This is a genomic window from Sulfurihydrogenibium sp., from assembly GCF_027448985.1.
GTDB lineage: Bacteria > Aquificota > Aquificia > Aquificales > Hydrogenothermaceae > Sulfurihydrogenibium.
In genome coordinates this window covers 1-25,245 of record NZ_DAIDMN010000012.1, presented here as the reverse complement: position 1 = coordinate 25,245, position 25,245 = coordinate 1, and the positions used below count along the sequence as shown (strand labels likewise).

Below are 25,245 nucleotides of genomic sequence, written 5' to 3'. Positions count from 1 at the left end.
AAAAAAGGAGGAGATATCGACCTTTACATAATCCCTCAAGATAAAGAAAACTTAGTTTTAAAAGAGTTAAAATTTAAGTCCAAATTAAAAATAAAAATAGGAGAACAAAAGATGGATGTAGTAATTGCAAAAGATAAAAATAGAGATATTGAAAAAATAGCCTTAAAAGAAGGTGTTTTACTAAATGAATAGTGTAAATCTAAAATTTAGAAAAATTCTACAAGAAGAAAAAAGACACCTAAATGTTTTAAAATTATCATATAAAAAACTCAGTAATCATAGAAAATGGAGCTGAGGGGACTTGAACCCCCGACCTCTTGCATGCCATGCAAGCGCTCTCCCAACTGAGCTACAGCCCCATAATAATAGGTTATCATTATAAATAAACACTGTCAATAGTCATAAATAATCAAAACCAGTTTATATTAATATATTTGGTAAATTTTTTATGGAGGTGTAGTATGGCAGCAACAGTAAACTTAAAGGGAAATCCGGTAGCTTTAGCAGGACCACAATTGAACGTGGGAGACAAAGCTCCGGAAGCGGTAGTTGTAGCATCAGATTTATCTGAAAAAAGAATTGGAGGAGCAAAGGGAAAAGTTCAAGTAATCATTACAGTTCCATCACTTGATACTCCTGTTTGTGAAAAAGAAACTAAAATATTCAACGAAAAGTGTACAGGCTACGATGTTGATGTTACAGTAGTTTCTATGGACCTTCCTTTTGCAGAAAAAAGATTCTGTGAATCTTTTAACATCGGTAACATAACTGTTGCTTCTGACTTTAGATACAGAGATATGGAAAAGTACGGTGTCTTAATTTCTGAAGGAGCTTTAAAAGGTATCTTAGCAAGAGCTGTATTCGTTGTTGACAAAGACGGAACAGTTGCGTACAAACAAATTGTACCTGAAATAACCGAAGAACCTAACTATGACGAAGTATTATCTGCTGTAGCAAAATTATTAGGATAATAAACTAAGAGGATAGCTTTCCGGCTATCCTCTCTTTATAACATTCTAAATAAAAATCATCATAGATTCTAAAGATTGGATAAAAATCTTTCATTTGGAAAAATGAATTTGCATAAAAGATAAAAGATTTAAAGAGCGAGAGACGGGACTCGAACCCGCGACCTATTCCTTGGCAAGGAATCGCTCTACCAACTGAGCTACTCTCGCATATTGGAGACTTATATTATATTATAATTTATAAAAAATTTCAAGAGTTTGTATTGGTTTAGTACATCGTAAGCATCTATACATAAACATTATATCACATTCCATATGCAATATATGCTGGAGTTATAAATCTTAGTCCTTGATGTGGTCTAATATAGATGATTCTTTTATCAAAGTAGATGTTCGTTGCCTATATGAACTGTACAAACTAATCTGCTTTGGATAATTTATCAGCTTTCGATTTTAATATATTCATAAGGAAATTTAAAATTTCTTTCCAGGATTCGTAATCTTTATAATCTAAAACATTACTATCCTTAAAAGTTTTTAAGAAAATTTCCGTATAATCTCTATAATCAGAAGCTTGTAGATTGTTAAGATAAAATTCAAAAGATCTTTTATGTATTTTATCTTCAACTTTTTCCAAATTATCTATGTTGCGGTAAATTTCTATATCTTCTCTTATTATATTATTTATATCATTCTTTACTAAAAGATTTTTAAATCTTTCATTTTTATCGCTTAGCGACTCATAAAATACTTTTAATAGATCCGCTAATTGCTTTTCTCCAATGTTAGATATAAATAAGTTCATAATATAAATACTTTCATTTGAAATTTGAGCAAATTTTTTTCGTTTTTCTTCTATAAATACTGCTGAAAATTTTAAATCCGGTTCTTTTGAAATACTGTCAATAGCAGCTGAAACAAGTAAATTAGTTGGATAATGAAATATCAAACCATAACCAAAAGGGGCAAATGCTACACCGTTTTTTATATTTCCTGTTTTTACTTTTAAGTAAATTTTCCCTCGTTTTGATTGAACATATACGTAATCCCCATCAATAGTACCGATTTTATAAGCATCTTCTTCATTTAATAATATAAAAGGCTCTTCTTCTCCTCTTACCAATTCAAGAGATTTACCTGTTCTTGTCATAGTATGCCATTGCTTTTTCGTTCTGCCTGTTATAAGAATAAATTTAAATGGGTATTCAAGTTTATCTGCTGGAGATTCATACCTTGCTGGAATAAATTTAGCTTTTCCAGAAGGTGTAGGAAACTTTTTATTTTCATAAAGCCACTTTTTCCCCCATTGTTTTGGTAAATCTTCATAGTTATAATCTGATATATCACATAATCTTCCTTTGGTAGTTCCCTTATATTCGTTAAATATTTCTCTTGAATTTTTATAACTAAAATACTCTTTCCAACCTAACTTATCGGCAACTTCACAAAAAATTTGCCAGTCATGTTTAGATTGTGGTGGTGGTTTTTTAAATGTCTGGTTATGAGTAATTGTTCTATCAGAACCTGTCATTGTCCCTTCTTTTTCAGACCATTGAGTAGCAGGCAAAACAAGATTTGCAAAATCCATCGTATCATTTAAATATGCATCCTGAACTACTACAAAAGTTTTTTCTAAAGCTTGCCAAAACTTATTTAAGTTTGGTATTGTAACAGCCGGATTTGTTGCAACTATCCATAAAAATTTAATATTTCCTTTTAACATCTCATCAATTGCCTCTATGATTGTTAATCCTGGCTTTTCCTTTATACTTCCAACTTTAATTTTCCAGTAGTTTTCAATAAATCTCCTATCTTCTTCATTTCTCACATCTCTATAACCTGGAAGTCCATTTACAAGGTATCCAACTTCTCTTCCACCCATCGCATTTGGCTGTCCTGTTAATGAAAAAGGACAACCTTTTTCATTTATTCTACCCGTTGCAAGATGTAAATTTATAAGAGATAAATTTTTCATAGTTCCATTTACTGATTGATTTAGTCCCATAGACCAAAAAGAGATAACTTTACGACTATGTCCAAAAATTTCAGCTAACTTGTAAATATGTTTTTCTTCTATATCACATATTTTAGCTGCAACTTCGGGAGGATATTTTTCTGCCTCTTTCAGTGTTTCTTCATAATTTTCTGTATGGTTTAGAATAAATTCATTGTCAATCCATTTATATTTGTTTAAGAGATATAAAACACTGTTAAATAAAACAGTATCAGTTCCCGGTTTTATAGGTATCCAAATATCTGATTTTGTAGCTGTTTCTGTTTGAATAGGATCAATAGTAACTATTATTGTTGATATATCTTTATTTTTTCTTTTTAATACTCTTTTAAATAAAACAGGATGAGTCCATGCCGCATTAGAACCTACAAATATAAAAGCATCTGCATCATCTATATCTTCATAACTTCCCGGTGGTCCATCAGAACCAAAAGCTAATTTATAAGCCATAACAGCCGATGCCATACACAACCGAGAGTTTGCGTCTATGTTGTTAGTTTTTATAAAACCTTTAACAAATTTGTTTATTACATAGATGTCTTCTGTTGTCAATTGTCCAGAAATGTAAAAATAATTTTCATCCGGATTATTTTCTTTTAATTTATTAACTATTATGTTTAAAGCTTCTTCCCATGAGATTTTTTGAAATTCATCATGTTTGTTTTCTCTATACAAAGGGGAAGTAATTCTTCCTGTATCTAGTACATTTGGAAGGGGTATTGGTTTTAGACATAAATCTCCTTTTGTTGCTGGATGCGTTTTATCACCTTTTACTTTTATTTTACCTTTATCATCTTTTTCTATTTCAAGGCCACAACCAACACCACAATACGGGCATTGAAGTTTTGCTAATAAACCCATTTTATCTACCCCTTTTAATATTTATAAGTCAGCTGTACCCAGTATTTGGTTAAATCATTCTTCCCTAAATTTGAAGGCATTGTGTCCTTTCCATTATAAAAAGCTCCTTTGACAAGAAAGTTTAATCTTTTTGTTAAATTTACGCTGTAAAGTAAATCTATTTCATCTCCAAAGTTTTTACTTGAAATTGTTGTTAGGGCTGTACCTTGATAACCAGTTGATTTATCTGCATCAAATTTGTGGTATGTTATAGAAAATGTTCCGTATTCCTTATGAGAATACCCTACGGTTCCGTAAGCATCTCTTAATCCGTATCTCATATCTGTTGCTACATATGATAAAAATTTATCTGCCCATCCTTCCCATTTATGTAATGTCGCAAATGGTGTTGTAAATCCTGCACTTTCTCCGTAATCTGCCCCTTGAAATCTTTCGTATCCACCTATTATAAAAAATCCGTATCCGGATAATTTTATTTCACCTCTGTAATAGTCCGCACTTATCTTGGGTTTTGTGGTTAAATTATCTTTTGCATAGGGGTCTTTCTGTATCGCGTATTCTCCAAGATATGACAGTTTTATATCTTTTGAAATTACTATGTCTCCCGTTGCATTTATCCCGTATGTGTTGCCTCCTTTAAATGTTTGTCCGTCTTGTGATTTTGCAGAGAGTAAGTAGGCATATCCTGTTAATTTTAATTGGGGTATGATTTTATATGAGATATTAAAGATTAGTGGCATTTTATCTAGTTTCCAATCCATTGTATCAAAAGAAACTTGGTTATCACTTACTCCTTTTCTTGCATATATGCCTGCAATGAAGATATTAAGGTTGTTAATGGTATTATCTTGTACTCCTATTATTCCGAATGTCTGTGGCATTTGTCTCCAATCTACTGAACCTATAAATCTTTCGTCATCTAAATTTATCCTTGTTCTTCCAATTATAATGGATGTTTTGTTTAATGTGTATTTAAGATAGGCTTCTGTTATCCTCGTTAAATCTGGGTCTGCAACCGTTGCATAATTTGTACTTAAATTTGCATTTGTACCTTTTTGTGGATAATAATCATCTATTAGGGCTCCTACATATGTTGCTTCTATGTATGCAGTTAGATTAGGAACCTGAAAAATTTTATTAATTTTGGCTCCAATCGCTACCCTTGTTGTTAAGGCGTTTGCATTTTTCCTCAATGTATGGTCATCTACATACTCATACCTTGGTCTAATCTGGAGATTTACCTTTACATCATCAATAAAAGTTGGAGCTTGAATGTCAAGAGCTGATGCTTGTTGGCTTATAATCATTGGTGAAAAAAGGAAAAAAAGCGATGCTGTTAAAAAGGATTTTTTTGCTTTGTCTTTCATAACTTTTACCTCCAAATATAGTTAATTTTTAGATTCTTGCTTTATATCACCTAAAGCGGTTGTTTCTGTACTATCAGCAATTGCCCACTCATTCCATTCCTTTTGAAGAATAATTAAACCTGTTAAAGCAAAAAGAGCTACAAAACCAAATATGATATAAGCTAAATCAAAGGACCCAGTACCTTCTTTTATAAGACCAAAAGTTTGACTAAGTATAAAACCGCCTAATCCTCCTGCTGATCCGATTATCCCTGTTGTTATACCTGTTGCTAAAGGCCATCTAAGTGGAACTAATTGGAATGTAGCACCATTACCTAATCCGTAGGATGCAAATAAACCAAACAAAAGGGATATTCCCAATACTTGTGGCAGGTAGGAAGTAAATGCTAATGAAAAATTAAATATTGATATTAATGTTAACGATAACATTAATACTTTTACTCCACCTATCTTATCTGCAATATATCCTCCTACAGGCCTTATCAATGCACCTGTTAATGCAAGCAGAGACATCATAGTACCTGCTGTTACCGGTGAAAACCCATAAGTTTTTTTAAGAATAAATGCAACTCCTGCGGACATTCCTACAAAACCACCAAAAGTGATTGAATAAATAAGTATAAATTTCAACATATCTCTTTCTCTTAAAAGAACTCTATAAACTTTTGGTAAAATAAATAAGGTAAATCCACCACTTATAAATGGAAGGATTAAAAGCATTGTCTTCAATTTAACGGGTGAAATTTGACCTTGATTTATTAGCCAATTAACTATAAAATAAAGACCAAAAACTATTATTAAAGTAAAAAAGTAGCTTGATACAAATACAAAAATAGAGTGTTTCTTCAATTCTGGTTTTTTCGCTGTTCTATCTTCTCCCCATGCTAAAACCAAAACTAATGTTATTAAAAGGAATGCTATAGCAGCTAAGGATGCTAATTTCCATCCAAACATTTTTGCAAGGGGTGGAAAAATAAGACCATCTAATACTGCTCCTAAGTTTCCTGCAGCTGCAATTCCAAGAACAATACCTTGATATTTTTTAGGATAAGTAGAACCCGCCATTGGTAAAGCTACTGCAAAGCTTGCACCACCGAATGCTAAAAAGCTACCAAGTATAATGATTTCTTCTAACGTTGGAGTTCCATTTCTTATATTTAGATAAATAGGTGGTATCATTGAAATAAGTATTCCCATTACTGCTATCCATTTACCATTTATAGCTTGTAACATATAACCAAAAGGAATTCTTAGTATAGCAGCAATTAAAAGTGGAACTCCTGCCATAAAAAATTCATAAGCTGGCTTTAAATTGAGTTCTTGCGAAATAAAAATTCCTAAAGCTGGTCCAAATAAAAGCCATGCCGTAAACCCAGTATCAAAATACAAAAACATTGCGATAAGATTTTTCCAATTTCCACTTTTTAAAGCTTCAATTAAGGAAATTTCCTTTTCTTCCTTCTTTTTCTTTTGTAAATCCATCTTTCAAACCTCCTATACAAAATTTAATTTTTCTAAGTCAACTAAAATTTCTGTAAAAACCTTGTACCGTTTTTGAGGATCTTTATGAATCATTTTCAAAACTACTTCATCAAGAACTTTTGGAATGTTATGATTAAAATCTGAAGGTTTTTTTGGTAGTTGTTCATCGTAAATTTCTAAAATGTTGGTTCTATTATATGGATTTTTCCCTGTAAGTTTTTTATATAGTTGAAATCCAAATCCAAATATTTCTTCCTCTTCTTGGTTTTTACCTAACACAAGGTCATCTATTTCAAGCCTTATAGCAAAAGATGTATTTTTAAAGGTATTATTAAAGAGTATTAAAAACTTAAGTGCTTGTTTTGATAATTTTGTTAAAACTCTTCTATAAAATCTTTCAAAGTTTTCTTTTGGTAGCTTTAATCTTGAATATTCTTTTATTAATTCCTCAATATAGTATTCCACCTTATCAAGAGGTACACTATTTAATAAAAGTTTTCCTTCTTCAGATTCTACTGTTAAAGTTCCTCCAAAATATACATCTACCCCTAAAATAATAGTATTATTGTTACCTTTAAATTTAACTCCTACAAAACCTATATCTCCATTTCCGTGTATTCCGCATCCTTTTGCACAAGCAGACCAGTACATTCTTACTTTTGAGTCTGAAGGGTCTAAAGGATACTTTTCAGTTAAATAATTTGCAACACGGATAGCATCAGGTTTATTTGGTATAACGCCAAATGGACAGTGTTCTGTTCCTGCACAAGCTATAAGATCATTAAAGTATGGAGAGTTTATATTTTTGTATTTTTGATAAATAGATTGATTTAAAAGTTTTTCTATATTTTCTTTTTTAACTCCAAGTATATAAAGATTTTGAGTGGTAGTTAACCTAATATTAGCATTTCCAAATTCTTTAGAAACTTCAGCGACTTCAATCATATCCGTTCCTGAAAATATACCAGCTGGAATAACCATATGTACTGCGAAATTTCCATCTTTTAACTGAACTTTACCTATTTTTTCTCCACCTTCCATTTCAGTTAGTGTTTTCCCTGCTTTTTGAAAATCTTTTTCTGCTATAACTTTTATTGCATTTACAATTTCTTCCATTCCAACAGCATCTATCATGTACTTAAGCCTATTTTTATTTCTACTGTCTTTAAAACCATATTTTTTAAAGATTTTTGCTAAAGATTCAAAGAAAAGAGGAATTTCATCCTCTAAAAGAAAAACATCAGCAGGCTTAGCAACAGCCCCCACCTTTCCCCCTAAATAAACATTAAATCCATAAATACCATCTTTTTCAGCTAAAACAAAACATGCATCATGTCCGTATATATTACATCTATTAGAGTAAGAACCTAATATTCCTATATTAAATTTTCTCGGAAGTTGACATATCCATTCTTCTTTCTTTAAAAAGATACTTTGAATCTTACACAAGATATTCCAAGTTTCTATAACATTATCGTATGCAACACCGTCTAATGGATCTTGGACAATATTTCTAAAATTATCTACACCAGTTTGAAAAGTGGTAATTCCAACACTTTCTAATTCTTTTAAAACTATTGGAATATCCTCTATTTTTAGATACCTAATTTCAACTTGCATTCTCGTTGTAAGATCTATATAATCATTACCGTATTGTTTAGCAACCTCACCTAATTTTTTCGCTTGTTCATAAGTTAGTTTTCCTCCAGGGACTCGTACTCTAAGCATAAATCTTTCAGGAGTGGCAGGTCGGTAAAAAATACCAAAGCATTTTAAAAAATAATTCAAGTCATGTTCTGGAATAGAAGAAAAACCATTTTGTGCATAATAATCCAACTTTTCCCATGCTTCTTGAGGAGAATATTTGAGTTTTAATTCTTCTATCTGATTAAGTTTTTTATTTCTTTCGATGCTAATATTTATTAGCTTTTCCATACCATTTCTCCAAATGTTTTTAAAGAAGTTTGATTTTTGTAAATTTGAAGTTTTTTATGTAGATTAACTACTTCACCAAAAACCAAAACAGCAGGCTTTTCTACATTTTTAGAATCTTCATCTAATTTGTCTAAGTTTGTAATAATGACCTTTTGATTCTTTCTAGAAGCATTTGATATTATTGCCACAGGAATGTCTTTTGAAACACCAATATTAAGTGCTTCTTCCTTTATTTGTCTTGATTTGGTCAATCCCATTAACACAACTACTGTATGATTTTTTTCCTTTAAGAAATGTAGCCAATTCCTATTAAATTTATTTCCTGCATTATAAGCAGATACTACTGAAAAACTACTTGAGAATCCTCTCATCACCAAAGGAATTCCGGCATACAAAGGTGCAACGGTAGAGGAAGAAACACCAGGAATAACTTCAACTTCAATTCCATTATCAAGTAAAAATAAAGTTTCTTCTCCCCCTCTACCAAATATGTATGGGTCTCCACTTTTTAACCTTCCTACCGTCAATCCGCTTTTAGCAAATTCTAATAAAATTTTGTTGATATCTTCCTGCTTTATAGAAGTTTTTTTTTGTTGTTTTCCAACATACATTAACTTTGTTTTTTTAGGTAACAATTCTACAATTTCATCACTTACAAGATGGTCAATTAATGCAATGTCAAGTTTTTCAAAAATTTTTAATGCTTTTATCGTTAGAAGTTCTGGATCCCCTGTTCCACAGCCTATTAAATAAACTCTACCTTTTCTCATGTTACACCACCTTTTAAACTTTGTTCTACTCTTAAAATTTATTTGCAAACCATATGCCAATTTTATTAAGTTCATGAAAATTGGATAATTTTAGAAAAATTAGAAAATAATTTATATACATTAACGAGAAAAGTTACAAAATTGTAATTACAAAAATGTAAATTAATGAATTTGATATGTTTGTGATAATAATACCCTTTTGGTATAATTTTTGAAATATCAAAAATAGGAGAAATTTTTGAGATGATTGAATTTTTGAAAAAGGTTGGAGCTGGGAAAGAAAGATGGGAAGATTTAACTTATAAAGAAGCTTATGAGGCTAACAAAGAAATTTTAAATGAAAAAGCATCGGACATACAAATAGGTGCTTTTTGGTCAGCAATGAGAATAAAATATGCAACCGCAGAGGAGTTAAAAGGCTTTATAGACGCACTAAGAGAAGAAACAAATTATATTGATAGTGATGAGTTAAATCCAGTTGATTTAGCTATAGGATACGATGGAAAAAACAAATCTATTCATATTTTACCAGCAGCCATATTTATAGCAACCGGTGCAGGAGCAAAAGTTGTAGGGCATGGTAATGAAAGAGTACCTTCAAAGTTTGGTACAACCTATCAGGAAGTATTAAATGCAATGGGATGTATTGTTGAAACAAAGCCTGATAAATGTTTAAAAGCTTTGGAACTTTCCGGATTTGCCTTTTACCATCAAAAATATCTAAATCCTAAACTTTCTGCACTTCTTCCAAAAAGACAAGAATTTGGGTTGAGAAATTACTTAAATTCTATTGAAAAATTGTTAAACCCTTTTAAAACAACAAAAGTTTTAGTAGGAGTTACACATAAACAATTTATATCTAAATACATTCAGCTTGGAACACATGTAGGTTTTGAAAATATTTTTCTTATAAAGGGATTAGAAGGTGGGATTGAACCTCATCCACATAAAGAAACTCAAATATATACTAACAAAATATTTTCTTTATCAATTTATCCAAAGGAAAATAAAGATGATTTTAAATTTACTAAAATTATTTCTTTAGAAGAAAATGCTAATATTTGTATTTCTATACTTAAAAATCAGGAAAATCCATTTAGAGAATGGGCAATACTTACAGCAGCCCTAATAATTATTTCATATGAAATTGAATATGATATAAAAAAATCTATCTCCAAAGCAGAAGAAAGTTTAAAATTTGGTGCTGCTTATGAAAGTTTTGAGATTTATAAATCTCTAACTACCAATAAGAAAATCATTTTTTAAAAGAAATATTATACTTTTCTATTCTATATTTTATTTGTCTTGGAGTCATACCTAAGATTTTTGCAGCTTCTTTTATGACATATCCGGATTCTTTAAGAGCTTTCTCAATTGCTTCTTTTTCAATTTCTTGAACTGTTTTAGATAACTGTAAGTTTCTTTCGTCAATAGTTTTATTTTTTAAATCTACTGTTTTTATATTTTGTAATTTATTTTTGATGTCAGCAGGTAAATCCTTAAAGTCTAATTTCTCATGTTTAGAGAGTATAACCATTCTTTCTATTGTGTTTTGTAGTTGCCTCACATTTCCAGGCCAGTCGTAATTCTGTAAATATTCTAAAAGTTCTTTTGAAATAGTTAAATTCTTTCCATACATTTTATTAAATTTCTCTAAAAAATAATAAATTAGTAATGGAATATCTTCTTTTCTTTCTCTTAAAGGCGGAATATGAATTGAGATAACATTAAGCCTATAATAAAGGTCCTCTCTAAATGTTCCTTCATATACCATCTTTTCCAGATTTTTGTTTGTAGCAGCAATAATACGAACATCTATTGAAATAGGCTTTGTACTACCTAATCTTTCTATTTCCTTTTCTTGTAAAACCCGAAGTATTTTTGCTTGCAAGAGGAGAGGCATATCTCCTATCTCATCTAAAAATATAGTACCTCCATTAGCTAACTCAAATTTACCCTTTTTTGTACTATTTGCTCCAGTAAATGCACCTTTTTCATATCCAAACAACTCACTTTCTAAAAGATTTTCAGGGATTGCAGCACAGTTAATTTTAATAAAGGGTTTATCTGACCTTTCTGACAAGTTATGAATTGCTTTAGCAAAAATTTCTTTACCTACTCCGCTTTCTCCGGTAAGTAAAACAGTGGCGGAAGTATTCGAGATTTTTTTTATTGTATCGATTATTTCAAGTATTTGTTTACTTTTTCCAATTATACCATCTATTCCAGATTTAGAGATTAACATATTTATTTGCTTTTCTAAATAAGATTTTTCTTCTTCAAGTTTTCTTTTCTCTTTTTCCATCTTTGAAATTAATTTTATTGATTGACCTAAAATGTTACCTACCATTATTAAAAACTTTACATACTTGTCTAAAGGTTCATTTCTTATGTTTGATTTATCTACAGCTAACACTCCTAATACTTCATTCTCAATTTTTATAGGAACTGCAATAAAAGCTACTTTTTTATTTTTATATGAGTCCAAATTTCTTTTTGTTTTATTTAAAAAAAATTCTTCTTTTGTAATATCGTTAATAACAATTGGAATACCGTGTTTCCAAACTTTTCCTATTATTCCTTCACCTTTTTCAAAGGTTATATTTTTTGAATTTCCAAAGAGTTTAATTTTATCAGAATCTTCTTCTTTTAAAGCTATAAGGACATTATCAAAACCTGTTAATGTAGTTAAAATATTTGATATATATCTTAAATTTTTTTCATAGTTTGTAGAAGATGTAACAGCTTTTGATATTTCGTAGATTGAAATAAACAATTCCTTTTCTTCCAAGATGTCCTCCAATTTACGAAATTGTAACAAGTAGATATTATAATTTGTTTTCTTGTTTATTCAAATATTTCTCTTAGTTTTTTAATTAATATTTCCTGTCTTTCTTTTCCTTTTGGATGAGATTTTCTTATTTTATCTAATTCATCAAGAATATTTTCAATGTTGGAAGGAAGAGATTTTTCTATTATCTCTCTTAATTTACCAGATAAAGAAGGAGCTTTTCCTGAGGTTGTTATACCTATAACGATATCTCCTTTTTTTATGTACGCTGGAAATATAAAATTACAATAATCAGGACTGTCAACACTATTTACAAAAATTTTTTTCTCATTACAGTACATATAAATATCTCTTTGAAGATTAACATCATCTACAGCAACAATAACAATATCTTTTCCATCTATATCCGAAAATAAAAACTTTCTTTCTATTATTTTAATTTTTTGCTCTTGGAAAAGAATTTTTATTGCATTATTTTTTATTTTTTCTGCGACTAAAGTAATTTTTGGATTAAATGGAAGGAGTTTTTCAACTTTCCTAAATGCTATATCCCCTCCTCCTACAACTAAAACTTCTTTACCTTCTATATCAAAAAACATTGGAAAAAAAGCCATTTTTTTATACCTTTTAGATTCATTGATATGCGGGTGGTGGGAGTTGAACCCACACGGCCTTGCGGCCACGGGATCCTAAGTCCCGCGCGTCTGCCAATTCCGCCACACCCGCAAAAAGTAGATATATATTATACCAAATTCTTAATCAAACAATGCATCAACAAATGTTTTTGCGTCAAATGGTTGAAGGTCTTCTATACCTTCTCCTACACCGATGAATTTAACTGGTATTTTAAGTTCTTTACAAATTGGTATTATTGCTCCACCTTTTGCTGTACCATCTAATTTTGTTATTACTATGCCACTTACATCTGTTGATTCCTTAAAAACTTTGGCTTGGTTTATTGAGTTTTGTCCTATTGTTCCGTCCAATACAAGTAATGTTTCTACAGGTTGGTTTGGTGAAAATTTTTGGATAGTTCTTTTTATCTTTTGAAGTTCTTTCATTAGGTGTTCTTTTGTATGGAGTCTTCCGGCTGTATCTACTATTACAATATCATCCTGTTTGCTTTTTGCACTGTTTATGGCATCAAAGACAACGGCAGAAGGGTCAGCTCCGGATTGGTGTTTTACTATTCTTACTCCAACACGGTTTGCCCAGACTTCAAGTTGGTCTATGGCTGCTGCTCTGAAAGTGTCTGCAGCAGCTAAAACTACTGATTTTCCTTCGTTTTTTAACATCCACGCAAGTTTTCCTACAGTGGTAGTTTTTCCACTTCCATTTATACCTAAAAATAGGATTACATCTGGTTTTTCTCCTAACAGTTTAAGTTGCCCTTGACAATCTTTAAGTATATCGTACAATTTTTCTTTTAAAAGCTCTTTTAGTCCTTCTCCTTCCGTTATTCCTCTTTTTTTGCTTTCTGACCTTAAAAAGTTTATAATTTCTGTGGTTGCGTCAAATCCTACGTCTGCTTTTAGTAGTACAGTTTCTATTTCTTCAAATAGAGATTCGTCTATCTTCCTTCCAAAGGATATTTTACTGAAGCCTTCTACAAGTTGTTTTTTTGTTTTTTCTAATCCGGATTTTATTTTATCGAAAAAGGATTTAAACATTTTTTACCTCTAACTTTGAGGTTTTTCCTCTTCGGTGTAGTACGCTGCAACAGAAGGTTTTAACACTTTTATGCTACATGTTTCACAGACTTTTAAAGTAACCGTTTTTTCGTCTATCTGTTTCACTTCTCCTATTATTCCTCCGGTTGTAACTACCTTTTCACCTTTTTTAAGATTTTTTAGAAATTCTTCATGTTTTTTTCTCTGTTGTTGCTGTGGTCTGTAGAGTAAAAAGTAAAATATACCTATAAGCATTACCATCCATATTATGGCACTTATTAAGCTACCCATTGGTTCTCCTTGCATAAAAACCTCCTTAAAACAGTTTTTTAAATTCTTCTATCAACTGTGAAACTTTTTGGAGATTGGTTCCTCCACCTTGGGCAAAATCCGGTTTTCCTCCACCGCTTCCTTCCACAATTGGGGCAAGTTTTTTAACTATATCTCCGGCTTTGTACCTATCGGTTAAATCTTTTGAAACCATAACGATAAGGTTTACTTTTCCTTTTTCTTTATCTTTTGATACAAGTAATATCACAGATTTTCCAAGTTTTTGTTTTATGTTGTCGGCTATTTCTCTTAACTCATTTGAAGATATGTTTTCTATCTCACCGTAGGCTACTTTAAAATCTTCTTTTTCTGTAATATTCAATGTTTGGTTTAGTTTTTCAATGGCTGATTTTTTCTTTAAAATTTCTATCTCTTTTTCTTTCTCTTTCAACTGGTTTTGTAATTTTAATATTCTGTCTAAAAGTTGGTCTTCTTTGACTGTTAAAACTCTTGCGATATCTTTTAGTAAGAAATGTTCTTTTAATCCTTCTTCCACAGCTTTTATTCCGGCTACTGCTTCTATTCTTCTGGTTCCGGATGATATTGCATACTCCGATAGTATTTTGAAGTATCCTATATCTCCCGTTCTTTTTACGTGTGTTCCTCCACATAGTTCCTTTGATATTCCGGCTGATATAACTCTGACTACATCACCGTACTTTTCTTCAAAGATAGCCATCGCTCCGGATGTTAGGGCTTTATCGTACTCCATCTCTTCACATACAACTTCTTCATTTTTCATTATCTCTCTGTTGACAAGCTCTTCAACCATTTTTATCTCTTCATCTGTAAGGCTTTCAAAGTGAGTAAAATCAAATCTTAAATACTCATCTGAAACTAAGGAACCTGCTTGTTTTACATGGTCTCCAAGGATGTTTCTTAAAGCTGCATGAAGGAGATGGGTTGCTGTGTGATGCCTCATTATATTTTCTCTTCTTTCTTTATCAACTTTAGCTCTTACTAAATCTCCTTCTTTGACTGTACCAAATAAAACTTTTCCTTTATGGACTATAATTCCTTCCGTTGGTGTTTGGGTATCAATCACATCAAACAAGAAGTTTTCTCCTTCTATGATACCTCTATCTCCTATCTGTCCACCTTTTTCCGGGTAAAATGGTGTTATATCAAGTATTATCTCTACTTCTTCTCCTTCTTTTGCTTGATTTAGTATTTCATTTCCTTTGATGATGGCAAGTATCTTTGAACTTTCGGTTGTAAGGGTATGATATCCTACAAATTCGTTTTCCGGAAGTTTACTTTTTAGTTGTAAATATATAGGTTTTATCTCTTTTGTTTGGGTTTTAAAGGCTTTTCTTGCTCTTTCTTTTTGTTGTTGTAATAGTTCTTCAAACTCTTTTATGTTAAAATTCATTCCTTCGTCTCTTAAAACATCTTGAAGAAGGTCAACAGGAAATCCGTAAGTGTCATAAAGTTTAAATGCTTCTTCTCCGGATAATGTCTTTCTTCCTTCTTTTTTTGCGTTATCTATCATCTGATAGAGTATATCCATGGACCTTCTTAATGTCTTTATAAATTTTTCTTCTTCGGATTTTGTAATCTTTTTTATGTAGTTTCTATTTGGTACAAGCTCTGGATAAGGGTTTTTCATCTTTTCAATTACAACATCAACACCTTCGTACAAAAACGGTTTGTCTATGCCAAGGTTTTTGCCGTACCTTAAAGCTCTCCTTAGTATTCTTCTTAGTACGTATCCTCTTCCTTCGTTGGAAGGTAAAACTCCGTCCGATATTAAAAATGTGATGGCTCTTAGATGGTCTGCGATAACTCTCATAGCTACATCATCTTTTTCATTTTGACCGTAAACTTTTCCGGATACATCTTCTGCAAATTTTATTATGGGTTTGAAAAGGTCCGTATCGTAGTTGCTATCTACTTGTTGTATTACAGATGCTATCCTTTCCAATCCCATACCTGTGTCTATACTTGGGTTTGGAAGTGGATGTAAAACACCGTTTTCATCTCTGTTGTACTGCATAAATACAAGGTTCCATATTTCTAAATATCTAAAATCTTCATCTGAACCAAACTCCGGATTTCCAAACCTTTCTCCTCTATCGTAGTATATCTCGGAAGATGGTCCACAAGGTCCAGTATCTCCCATGGACCAAAAGTTGTCTTTATATCCCATTCTTTTTATTTTACTTTCATCAAGACCTATAACTTTGTTCCATATTTCAAAAGCTTCGTCATCTTCTTCAAAAACAGATACCAAAAGTTTTTCTTCCGGAATTTTTAAATGTTTTGTAAGGTACTCCCATGCAAACTCTATCGCTTCTTTTTTAAAGTAATCTCCAAAGGAAAAGTTTCCAAGCATTTCAAAAAATGTGTGATGCCTCGGAGTGTATCCAACATTTTCAAGGTCGTTATGTTTTCCGGAAACTCTAAAAACTTTTTGACAGGAAACTGCCCTTTTATAAGGTCTTTCTTCCAAGCCTAAGAATACATTTTTAAATGGTACCATTCCGGCGTTTACAAACAAAAGAGTAGGGTCATTTTCCGGAATTATGGAAGAAGACTTTACAACCGTATGTCCTTTACTTTCAAAATATTTTAAAAAACTCTGCCTTATTTCATCAGCTGTCATAAACTCCATAAATGAACCTCAAAGTTGTTGTACTTAAACATTTTACCATAAAAACAACTTTTGATTTATAGATGTAAAATTTTTAGAAAAAATCCGAAGGAGAAACATTATAACCCCAACTTTTTCGTGTTAACTATACAAGCTTAATTAAATTGGAAATTAAGGTTGTAATATACCTTAGTTTCCAATTCAAAAAATAGTTTACCAAAAAACCCATCCAGATGTAAACGATATTTAAAATCCGGTAGTTTACATAATAAAACTTTGGCTTTAATGTTATAATTTTGTTAAAAATATCTGTATAATTTTTTTATGAACTTTATAAAACCATCTAAAAAAACAGCTTTAATATACGCTGAAAAAGAAATATCTTACAATCAACTTTTGGATAACATTGATGTTTTTTCTTCTGTTTTGGATATAGAAAAAGACGAAAAAGTAGCCATCTTTTCAGAAAACAGACCTGAGTGGATTTACTCTTTCTTTGCTGTTTGGAAAAAAGGTGGTGTGAATGTTCCGATAGACTTTATGTCCAACGAAGAAGAGCTTTTTTATATACTCCAAGACTGTAAACCAAAAGTTATTTTCACTTCAAAAAACAACAAAGAAAAGGTTAATAAAATAAAAGAAAAGTTAGACTATGATTTAAAAGTTTTTGTTTATGAAGAACTTAACTTTAACAAAGTTAACCATGTTAAAGAAGTTGAGAATGATTTAGAAGATGTAGCTGTGATTCTTTACACATCCGGAACAACAGGAAATCCAAAAGGAGTTATGCTTTCTTATAAAAACTTACTTTCAAACATAAAAGCGGTTGAAAAAGTAAACATAGCATCGGAAAAAGACTCTACAGTTGCAATTTTACCTTTTCATCACTCTTATCCTTTGGTTGTATCTATGCTTATTCCACTGAATATTCAGGCTACAGTTGTTTTTTTAGATAAACTAACTCCGGAAGATATTTTAGAAAAACTACAAAAATACAAAGTATCCATCATTATAGCCGTCCCAAGGGTTTACTCTTTATTTCACAGAAGGATTTTCCAAGAGATTAACAAGAATCTTTTAGCAAAAAATCTTTTTAAATTGGTTAAATTTATAAATTTTCAACCTTTAAGTAGATTGATTTTTAAAAAAGTCCATAAAGTATTTGGTGGAAATGTAAAGTACTTTGTAAGTGGTGGTTCAAAACTTGATTTGGAAGTTGCAAAGGACTTATGGGCTCTTGGTTTTAAGGTAGTAGAAGGCTATGGACTGACGGAAACATCTCCGATTGTATCTTTTAATCCTCCCGACAAGATAAAACTTGGCTCAGTTGGAAAACCTATTGAAGGTGTTGAGATAAAAATATTGGAAGATGAAATACTTGTTAAAGGAGATAACGTATTTAAAGGATATTACAACAAACCCCAAGAGACAAAAAACAGTTTTAAAGATGGATACTTTATGACAGGAGATTTAGGATACCTTGACCAAGATGGATACCTTTACATAACCGGAAGAAAGAAAGAGATAATAGTCCTTCCAAACGGTAAAAACATAAATCCGGAAGAGATAGAAAATCAACTACTTAAAATGTCAGATATAATAAAAGAAGTTGCCATCATTCAAAAAGACAACATCCTGTTTGCCATAGTTTATCCGGATTTTGAAACGGTAAAAAAGAAAAATATTATAAACCTTGAAGAAACGATAAAATGGAACGTAATAGACAAATACAACTTAACTCAACCCCCTTACAAAAAGATAGGTGGTTTTAAGATAGTAAATCAAGAACTACCCAAAACAAGACTTGGTAAGATTAGAAGGTTTATGTTATCTGAATTTTTAGAAAAAGCAGAAACAAAACCAAAAGAAGTAAAAGAACCTGACAGTCAAGTTTACCAAATGTTAAAAGAATATCTAAAATCCTACACAAATTTAGAAGTTTATCCGGATTCTCACATAGAGATAGATTTAGGATTAGATTCCTTAGCAAAAGTAGAACTTTTAACATTCATAGAAACAACCTTTGGTGTAGAAATATTAGAAAAAGAATTAGCAGAAAATCAAACGGTAGAAACTCTTTATAAATTGATAGAAGAAAGAAAAACAAAGATAGAAACTCAACAGATAAATTGGAAAGAAATACTATCCAAGGAAACTCCCCTTGAAATCAAAGAAGGATACATTTACTTATTAAAGCCACCTTTAAAAGTATTTTTCAAGCTTTACAACCATCTACAAATAGAAGGATTGGAAAACATTCCAAAAGAACCTGTAATCTTTGCACCTAACCATCAGAGTTATCTTGATGGATTTTTATTAGTTTCCTCTCTTCCAACCCATATATTGAAAAACACTTACTTTTTAGCGGAAGAAACCTACTTTCAGTCAGATTTTAAAAAGTTTATAGCTAAAAACTTCAACATAATTTTGGTAAATGTAAATAAAAACCTAAAACAAACACTTCAAAAATCAGCAACGGTACTGAAAAAAGGTAAAAACATTGTAATTTTTCCGGAAGGAGCAAGAACGAGAGACGGAAGTTTGTTAGAATTCAAAAAAGGTTTTGCCATACTATCAAAAGAGTTAAACATTCCGGTTGTACCAGTTGTAATAAAAGGAGCATTTGAAAGCTATCCAATAAATGCAAAACTACCAAAACCTTATCCAATTAAAATCAAATACCTAAACCCTATTTATCCGGATAACCTAACCTACGAAGAGATAGTTAGACTTACAAAAAAAGCCATAGAAAAAAGTTTAAACAACAACTCATAAAACCATCATACTCACTATCAACACAAAGCCAACCATTTTTGAAAAATATTAACAAAACATTTATTTTACATTTACAAAATACAATTATATTATAGATAACAGTAAAAGCTAAAGGAGTCAAACATGAAAAAGCTGATGGTAGCAGTTTTAACGGTAGCAAGCTTAACATTCACATCAACTTACGCTATGATGGAAGACAGTCCAATGCATCAAAAGATGGAGCAAAAGCAAGAAAAACACCTTGAAAAATTAAAAAAAGAACTTAATTTAACAGACCAGCAGGTTCAACAGTGGAAAGAGATAAAAAAAGCTGAAAATGAAGAGATGAGAAACTTGATGAAAGAACATAAAAACCCATTTTTAGAGGCAACAAAATCCGGAAACTTTGACAAGGAAGTGTTTAAAAACACAGTGTTAGAAAACGCAAAGAGAATGTCAGAAATAAAAGCCAAGTATATGGAAAAACTATTTTCAATATTAAACGATGAACAAAAGAAAAAATTTATTCAAATAATGAAAGAAAAGTTTGATAAAATGCATGAAAGGATGCAAAAAGAATTTTGATAGATACGTTTTAAGCCCCCCTCATGGCTTAACCTCCTCCCCTCCATTGACTGGGAAGACTGCCAAAAGTCTTCCCCTTTTTTATTTTAAAGAGGTGTGAAGATGACAAAGGTGATAATGATAGAAGATGACAGAGAGTTGGCAGAGCTTCTAACTCAGTATTTAGCAAAATTCAACATAACAGTAAAAAACTTTGAAAATCCTAAAAAAGCATTGGAAGAACTAAGTAAAAACAAAAATTACGACCTTATGATTCTTGACCTATCTCTACCGGAAATGGACGGAATAGAAGTTTGTAAAAAGGTTGCCAAAGAAGAAGACATTCCGATAATAATATCCTCCGCAAGGAGTGATGATACAGATAAAATAGTAGCCCTTGAAGTAGGTGCAGATGATTACTTGGCAAAACCTTACAATCCAAGAGAACTTGTAGCAAGAATTCAAGCAGTACTCAGAAGAAAAGAAAAAAAATCAAAGAAAGTCATAGTTTGTGGAGAGTTTGAACTTGACGAAGAAGGCTTTACGATAAAGAAAAATTCAGAACCTTTAAATCTTACCTCAGCTGAGTTTGAGCTTTTATCCATGCTTATAAAAAACAAAGGAAGAGTTTTGTCAAGAGATTACATTTTAGATAACACGGTTCATCTCAACTATGACAGTATAGACAGGACTGTGGACGTTATAATTGGAAGAATAAGAAAAAAAATTGGAGATGACCCAAAAAATCCAAAGTATATAATATCTGTAAGAGGTTTAGGTTATAAGTTTGAATGTTAAATGTAGAAAAAAACTCTATCCTTTTTAAAATAAGTTTGGCATTTTTATTGATAATTTTACTTTCTTCAATATTTTTCTTTGTTCTCTATAAAAATGCAAAAGAGTCAGAACTCAGAGAATTCATAAAAAACGCTGTTTTATTGGTCTCATCCGGAAAATCCGGATTACCAAAAAATATAGAATCCAATTACGAAATAATAGAAGACCCTGATTTTATATACGAAGTTTACACAAACGGTAAAGTAGAGTTAGAGAGAGATTTTTTGACTATAAAAATATTTTTGATAAAGTATAACGACCATCATTATGTTTTAGTAAATCAATTTGGACTTACTTATCTTGTAAAGAAAAAAGGAGAGTTTAGTTTACACAGACTTGTAATCATTGGTTGGGTTATGTTTAATCTTATAATCCTTGGAATATACATCGCGGTAGTTAAGTCTTTTTACCCTTTAAAAGTTTTAAGAGAAAAGATAAAAGCCCTAAAATCCGGAAATCTTGACGTAAGAATAGACATAGAAAAGAATGATGAAATAGGATTTATAGCCAAAGAGTTTAACGAAGCGATAACAGCCCTTAAAAAGAACGAAGAAGTAAGAAGATGGTTTTTAAGAAACATAGCCCACGAACTTAAAACACCTATTACCAAAGGAAAAATAGCAATAGAGTTATTAGAAGACGAAAAGGGAAAACAGCACTTTGAAAAAATATTCAACAGGTTAGAGTTTTTAGTAAATCAACTCATGACAGTAGAAAAAATAGCATCAAAAGATATAAAACTAAAAATGGAATGTATAGACATTAAAAAAGTTATTGATAATGCCATATCTCTCTTGTTATCAAATGAAAAACCGAATGTAAATATCAATATAAATGAAGAACTTAAAGTTAAAGTAGATATAAACATCTTTTCAATAGCAATAAAAAACCTTATTGACAATGGTTTAAAATTCAGTGAAGATGGTAAGATGGATATAGTTGTCAAGGATAGAAAAGTTTACTTTACAAACAGGGGAGAAAAACCACCTTTTGAGAAAGAGCTTTTATTTGAACCATTTATAAAAGAGACGTCTTTGAAAAATCAAACGGGTCTTGGTCTTGGTTTATACATTACAAAATTTATTTTAGATTTACATAACGTAAAGATAGATTACTTTTACGAAGATGGAAAAAACACTTTTATACTTGACCTGTCTCAAGTAGTTTGCTGATTATATTGTAAGTCCTATCTATAGCTCCCTTTTCTCCAAGTATAGACTTTAATCTTTCAAACTCTTTTTTCTGATTTTCTCTCAATTCTTCATCTGTTAAAAATTCTAAAGTTTTGTTGGCTATTTCTAAGGGATTACATTTTTCCTGTAAAAGCTCTGGAACAACTTGTTTACCAAGTATTATGTTTGGAAGACCTAAATATTTTATATTTACTAACATTTTTCCTATAAAAAAGGTAATGGGACTTACTTTGTAAACAAGTATAAAAGGATTTTTGATGATGGATGCTTCTAAAGTAGCCGTTCCGGATGCTACAATGGAGAAAATGCTGTTTTTCATAACTTCGTACGATGGATTTTCAAATTTTGGAATGTTTTTTTGTGATAAGTTTGATGTTATGACGCTGATAGGTAAATCTTTGTAATCTTTTGTCTTTTCTAAAACTTTTTCAACCATGTTAACCGTCGCAGGAATTACAAAATGGACGTTTTCAAAAGTTCTACTTAAAATCTTTGCCGATTGTAGCATCGTTGGAAGGAGAGTGTTTACTTCACTTTCTCTACTACCACACAGAAGTCCAACTATTCTTTTATTCTTTGGAATGGATAACTTCTCTTTAAAACTATCCTGCGTTTCCTGAGTTTTTATTATATCCAAAAGAGGATGTCCTACGTAAAAAAATTTGAATTTATCACTTACATAGGGTCTGTAAATCTCTTCTTCAAAAGGTAGAATTGATATTAAAACATCTGTATTTGCTACAATGTCTTTAACTCTTCCTTTTCCCCACGCCCAAACCTGAGGAGATATAAAGTAAACGGTTTTTATACCAATCTTTTTTGCTTCTTTTAGTAGTTTTATATTAAATCCCGGAAAATCTACAACGATAAGAAGGTCTACACCTTTTTTTAGTTCTTCTACAGATTTTTTAAAAACTTGTTTTATCTCTTTGTATTTTGATAATGCTTCTGTTATACCTACTACGGATATATCTTCAATGTTGGCAACCGGATTGATTCCGGCTGCCCTCATCTTTGGTCCAGCTATTCCTGTTATATAGTACTTCTCTTTTAATCTTTTTACCAGTTCAAAAGCGTAGTTATCTCCGGATATCTCACCTACACTTATAAATATTCTTTTCATACTAATCAGGAGAGATTCTTATCAAACACTCATCTGGATTTACATTATCTCCGACTTTTACAAATATCTCACTTACGGTTCCATCTATTGGTGCATGAATTTCGTTTTCCATCTTCATCGCTTCTACCGTAAGTAAAACATCTCCTTTTTTAACCTTGTCTCCAACATTAACTTTAATGTTTGTAACTTTTCCGGGCATAGGCGATGCCACATCCCCTAAACCCATCGCTTTTGGTCTTTCTCCGATTATCTTCCCACCTTCTGGAAGGGATACTTCCGTTGCTCCTACCTCTATTTCTTTTATGGGTTGAACTAAAACTTCTTCTAATCTTCCATCTATCCTTATAAAGTAAGGTCTTCTATTTTCTACAGGACTTCCTACTCCTGCAACTTTTACGTGGTACTGTTCTCCGTGGACTGTAATGTTGAACTCTATCGGTGCAAGATGTTTCATCTCTTCTTTGGTAAGCTCTTCTATTTCTGGCTTTAACGCTTCTCCTTTTTCAAACTTCTCCCTCCATTGGAAAAACTCTACCGCTACTTGAGGGAATAGGCAGTAAGATAAAACGTCTTCTTCATTCCTTGCTCCGGATTGGTACGCTTTTTCAGTACATTTGTCAAGTTCCGGCTCTAAAAGGTCAGCAGGTCTTACCTGAATAGGTTGTTCATCTCCTAATATTTTTTTCATAACATCCGGTTTTATTGGTGCAGGTGGTCTTCCGTAAAGTCCTTTCACATAATCTTTTGTTTCCTTCGTTACAACCTTGTATCTTTCTCCTTGTAGTACATTTAAAAGTGCTTGAGTTCCAACTATCTGACTTGTAGGTGTAACCAAAGGAGGGTATCCTAAATCTTCCCTAACTCTTGCAACTTCCTTTTTTACTTCATCAAGTTTATCTAATGCGTTGTTTTCTTTTAGTTGATTTATAAAGTTTGACATCATACCACCTGGAATTTGGTGTATTAAAACCTGACAATCAGGCCATTTATCTACGGTATCGTACTTCGCATACTTCTTTCTTACTTCTTTTAGGTAGTCTGCTACCTCTAAGATTATGTCTAAGTCTATCTTCGTTTCATAACCAAACTCTTTTAAAACGTACACCATCGTTTCATTTGGTGGATGGGCTGTAAGCCATGACCATGTTGATACGTCAGTATCTATTATATCTGCTCCGGCTTCTACAGCTTTTAAAAGTGTCATCTCAGCCATCGCCGCTGTAGATTGTGAATGTATATGGACAGGTAGTTTTATCTCTTCTTTTAGTCTTTTAACAAGTTCATAGGCAACCTTTGGAGATAAGATTCCTGCTTGGTCTTTGATAGAGATTATATCTACACCTAAATCTTTTAACTGTCTTGCAATGTTTATGTAGTAATCCACAGTATGGACAGGACTTATAGCGTAAGATAACACACCTTTTACTATCTTTCCACACTCTTTAGCAACTGATATTGCAACTTCCATGTTTCTAACATCGTTTAATGCGTCGAATATTCTAAAAACATCAATTCCGTTTTCCGCTGCTTTTTTTACAAACGCTTCTACAACATCATCCGGATAGTGTCTGTATCCTACTATGTTTTGTCCCCTTAAAAGCATCTCAAGTTTGGTATTTTTTGCTGCTGCTTTAAACTTTTTTAGTCTATCCCAAGGGTCCTCTTTTAAATACCTTAGACAAACATCAAAAGTGGCACCTCCCCACACTTCCAACGACCAAAATCCGGCGTCATCCAATTTTTCCAAAGCAGGTAGAAGGTCATCGGTTCTAACTCTCGTTGCAAGTAAACTTTGCTGACCATCTCTCAAAGTAACATCTGTAAACTCTATCAACCTTTTTTCCATACTAATCACTCCCTTATATAAACACTTTTTATATAAAGATTTTGATAAACTATACCATTCAATTATATCATAACCCTAATTTCCAATTCGAAAAAAAGATGAAATAAAAAACCTCCAGTGGTATCATAAAGTAAAACTACCACTGGA

General features: G+C 31.5%; 18 protein-coding genes, 3 tRNA genes and 1 pseudogene. 7 read left to right on the top strand and 15 right to left on the bottom strand.

Annotated features, from left to right (window positions below; genetic code table 11):
- A pseudogene (locus NE054_RS02150) lies at nucleotides 1–192 on the top strand (nucleotidyltransferase domain-containing protein); the annotation flags it as partial.
- A gap of 94 nt (nucleotides 193–286) precedes the next feature.
- On the opposite strand, the gene NE054_RS02145 reads toward NE054_RS02150, so the two are convergent.
- Nucleotides 287–359 (bottom strand) — tRNA-Ala (locus NE054_RS02145).
- 102 nt (nucleotides 360–461) lie between these two features.
- Between NE054_RS02145 and tpx the strand changes: the two genes are divergently transcribed.
- The gene (tpx, locus tag NE054_RS02140; RefSeq protein ID WP_297887870.1) at nucleotides 462–971 is read left to right on the top strand and encodes a thiol peroxidase; all 510 of its coding nucleotides are present in this window, start codon (nucleotides 462–464) and stop codon (nucleotides 969–971) included.
- A 134-nt stretch (nucleotides 972–1,105) separates the two neighbouring features.
- Here tpx and NE054_RS02135 read toward each other — a convergent pair.
- The 6 genes from NE054_RS02135 to cobA form a co-directional block, all read right to left on the bottom strand.
- Nucleotides 1,106–1,178, bottom strand: a tRNA-Gly gene (locus NE054_RS02135).
- A gap of 208 nt (nucleotides 1,179–1,386) precedes the next feature.
- Nucleotides 1,387–3,843, bottom strand: a complete 2,457-nt coding sequence (locus tag NE054_RS02130) for a molybdopterin-dependent oxidoreductase (RefSeq protein ID WP_297887867.1) — start codon at nucleotides 3,841–3,843, stop codon at nucleotides 1,387–1,389.
- A 14-nt stretch (nucleotides 3,844–3,857) separates the two neighbouring features.
- On the bottom strand, nucleotides 3,858–5,210 hold the full coding sequence (locus NE054_RS02125) for a hypothetical protein (protein ID WP_297887865.1): 1,353 nt from the start codon (nucleotides 5,208–5,210) through the stop codon (nucleotides 3,858–3,860).
- A 21-nt stretch (nucleotides 5,211–5,231) separates the two neighbouring features.
- Nucleotides 5,232–6,692, bottom strand: coding sequence for an MFS transporter (locus NE054_RS02120; RefSeq protein ID WP_297887863.1), 1,461 nt, complete (start codon nucleotides 6,690–6,692; stop codon nucleotides 5,232–5,234).
- Between the two features lie 12 nt (nucleotides 6,693–6,704).
- Nucleotides 6,705–8,627 carry a hypothetical protein gene (locus NE054_RS02115; RefSeq protein WP_297887861.1) on the bottom strand — a complete coding sequence of 641 codons (1,923 nt, stop codon included), beginning with the start codon at nucleotides 8,625–8,627 and terminating at the stop codon, nucleotides 6,705–6,707.
- Nucleotides 8,615–9,397, bottom strand: coding sequence for a uroporphyrinogen-III C-methyltransferase (gene cobA / locus NE054_RS02110; protein ID WP_297887858.1), 783 nt, complete (start codon nucleotides 9,395–9,397; stop codon nucleotides 8,615–8,617). The genes NE054_RS02115 and cobA overlap by 13 nt, the downstream gene beginning before the upstream one ends.
- A gap of 243 nt (nucleotides 9,398–9,640) precedes the next feature.
- On the opposite strand from cobA, the gene NE054_RS02105 reads away from it, so the two are divergent.
- A complete protein-coding gene (locus tag NE054_RS02105; RefSeq protein WP_297887855.1) occupies nucleotides 9,641–10,663 on the top strand; it encodes an anthranilate phosphoribosyltransferase in 1,023 nt (340 codons plus the stop codon).
- Here NE054_RS02105 and NE054_RS02100 read toward each other — a convergent pair.
- The 6 genes from NE054_RS02100 to alaS all read right to left on the bottom strand — a co-directional run bounded on the left by NE054_RS02100 (nucleotide 10,653) and on the right by alaS (nucleotide 16,802).
- The gene (locus tag NE054_RS02100; protein WP_297887852.1) at nucleotides 10,653–12,188 is read right to left on the bottom strand and encodes a sigma 54-interacting transcriptional regulator; all 1,536 of its coding nucleotides are present in this window, start codon (nucleotides 12,186–12,188) and stop codon (nucleotides 10,653–10,655) included. The two genes, NE054_RS02105 and NE054_RS02100, sit on opposite strands and share 11 nt — an antisense overlap.
- 56 nt (nucleotides 12,189–12,244) lie before the next feature.
- Entirely contained in the window at nucleotides 12,245–12,802 is a 558-nt protein-coding gene (locus tag NE054_RS02095; protein ID WP_297887849.1) for a bifunctional precorrin-2 dehydrogenase/sirohydrochlorin ferrochelatase, read from the bottom strand.
- Nucleotides 12,803–12,830: 28 nt separating this feature from the next.
- Nucleotides 12,831–12,914, bottom strand: a tRNA-Leu gene (locus NE054_RS02090).
- Between the two features lie 29 nt (nucleotides 12,915–12,943).
- Entirely contained in the window at nucleotides 12,944–13,858 is a 915-nt protein-coding gene (gene ftsY / locus NE054_RS02085) for a signal recognition particle-docking protein FtsY (protein ID WP_297887845.1), read from the bottom strand.
- A 9-nt stretch (nucleotides 13,859–13,867) separates the two neighbouring features.
- Nucleotides 13,868–14,164: a preprotein translocase subunit YajC gene (gene yajC, locus NE054_RS02080; RefSeq protein ID WP_297887842.1), complete on the bottom strand. Its 297-nt coding sequence runs from the start codon at nucleotides 14,162–14,164 to the stop codon at nucleotides 13,868–13,870.
- 10 nt (nucleotides 14,165–14,174) lie between these two features.
- Nucleotides 14,175–16,802, bottom strand: a complete 2,628-nt coding sequence (alaS, locus tag NE054_RS02075; protein WP_297887838.1) for an alanine--tRNA ligase — start codon at nucleotides 16,800–16,802, stop codon at nucleotides 14,175–14,177.
- Nucleotides 16,803–17,105: 303 nt separating this feature from the next.
- Between alaS and NE054_RS02070 the strand changes: the two genes are divergently transcribed.
- The 4 genes from NE054_RS02070 to NE054_RS02055 all read left to right on the top strand — a co-directional run bounded on the left by NE054_RS02070 (nucleotide 17,106) and on the right by NE054_RS02055 (nucleotide 22,108).
- Nucleotides 17,106–19,556 carry an AMP-binding protein gene (locus NE054_RS02070; RefSeq protein WP_297887835.1) on the top strand — a complete coding sequence of 817 codons (2,451 nt, stop codon included), beginning with the start codon at nucleotides 17,106–17,108 and terminating at the stop codon, nucleotides 19,554–19,556.
- A 123-nt stretch (nucleotides 19,557–19,679) separates the two neighbouring features.
- Complete coding sequence (locus NE054_RS02065; protein ID WP_297887832.1) at nucleotides 19,680–20,120, top strand: Spy/CpxP family protein refolding chaperone; 441 nt, start codon at nucleotides 19,680–19,682, stop codon at nucleotides 20,118–20,120.
- A 102-nt stretch (nucleotides 20,121–20,222) separates the two neighbouring features.
- Entirely contained in the window at nucleotides 20,223–20,897 is a 675-nt protein-coding gene (locus NE054_RS02060) for a response regulator transcription factor (protein ID WP_297887829.1), read from the top strand.
- Between the two features lie 35 nt (nucleotides 20,898–20,932).
- The gene (locus tag NE054_RS02055) at nucleotides 20,933–22,108 is read left to right on the top strand and encodes an ArsS family sensor histidine kinase (protein WP_297887826.1); all 1,176 of its coding nucleotides are present in this window, start codon (nucleotides 20,933–20,935) and stop codon (nucleotides 22,106–22,108) included.
- Here NE054_RS02055 and lpxB read toward each other — a convergent pair.
- Both lpxB and oadA read right to left on the bottom strand, forming a co-directional pair.
- Nucleotides 22,077–23,252 carry a lipid-A-disaccharide synthase gene (lpxB, locus tag NE054_RS02050; protein ID WP_297887823.1) on the bottom strand — a complete coding sequence of 392 codons (1,176 nt, stop codon included), beginning with the start codon at nucleotides 23,250–23,252 and terminating at the stop codon, nucleotides 22,077–22,079. The genes NE054_RS02055 and lpxB overlap by 32 nt on opposite strands.
- Before the next feature lies 1 nt (nucleotide 23,253).
- Nucleotides 23,254–25,098 (bottom strand): sodium-extruding oxaloacetate decarboxylase subunit alpha, encoded by a 1,845-nt coding sequence (oadA, locus tag NE054_RS02045; RefSeq protein ID WP_297887820.1) that lies wholly within the window; start codon nucleotides 25,096–25,098, stop codon nucleotides 23,254–23,256.
- Nucleotides 25,099–25,245: the final 147 nt, after the last annotated feature.

Coding starts and splice junctions, on each gene's coding strand:
- tpx (WP_297887870.1), top strand. CDS start 462: ATGGCAGCAACAGTAAACTTAAAGGGAAATCCGGTAGCTTTAGCAGGA.
- NE054_RS02130 (WP_297887867.1), bottom strand. CDS start 3,843: ATGGGTTTATTAGCAAAACTTCAATGCCCGTATTGTGGTGTTGGTTGT.
- NE054_RS02125 (WP_297887865.1), bottom strand. CDS start 5,210: ATGAAAGACAAAGCAAAAAAATCCTTTTTAACAGCATCGCTTTTTTTC.
- NE054_RS02120 (WP_297887863.1), bottom strand. CDS start 6,692: ATGGATTTACAAAAGAAAAAGAAGGAAGAAAAGGAAATTTCCTTAATT.
- NE054_RS02115 (WP_297887861.1), bottom strand. CDS start 8,627: ATGGAAAAGCTAATAAATATTAGCATCGAAAGAAATAAAAAACTTAAT.
- cobA (WP_297887858.1), bottom strand. CDS start 9,397: ATGAGAAAAGGTAGAGTTTATTTAATAGGCTGTGGAACAGGGGATCCA.
- NE054_RS02105 (WP_297887855.1), top strand. CDS start 9,641: ATGATTGAATTTTTGAAAAAGGTTGGAGCTGGGAAAGAAAGATGGGAA.
- NE054_RS02095 (WP_297887849.1), bottom strand. CDS start 12,802: ATGGCTTTTTTTCCAATGTTTTTTGATATAGAAGGTAAAGAAGTTTTA.
- ftsY (WP_297887845.1), bottom strand. CDS start 13,858: ATGTTTAAATCCTTTTTCGATAAAATAAAATCCGGATTAGAAAAAACA.
- yajC (WP_297887842.1), bottom strand. CDS start 14,164: ATGCAAGGAGAACCAATGGGTAGCTTAATAAGTGCCATAATATGGATG.
- alaS (WP_297887838.1), bottom strand. CDS start 16,802: ATGGAGTTTATGACAGCTGATGAAATAAGGCAGAGTTTTTTAAAATAT.
- NE054_RS02070 (WP_297887835.1), top strand. CDS start 17,106: ATGAACTTTATAAAACCATCTAAAAAAACAGCTTTAATATACGCTGAA.
- NE054_RS02065 (WP_297887832.1), top strand. CDS start 19,680: ATGAAAAAGCTGATGGTAGCAGTTTTAACGGTAGCAAGCTTAACATTC.
- NE054_RS02060 (WP_297887829.1), top strand. CDS start 20,223: ATGACAAAGGTGATAATGATAGAAGATGACAGAGAGTTGGCAGAGCTT.
- lpxB (WP_297887823.1), bottom strand. CDS start 23,252: ATGAAAAGAATATTTATAAGTGTAGGTGAGATATCCGGAGATAACTAC.
- oadA (WP_297887820.1), bottom strand. CDS start 25,098: ATGGAAAAAAGGTTGATAGAGTTTACAGATGTTACTTTGAGAGATGGT.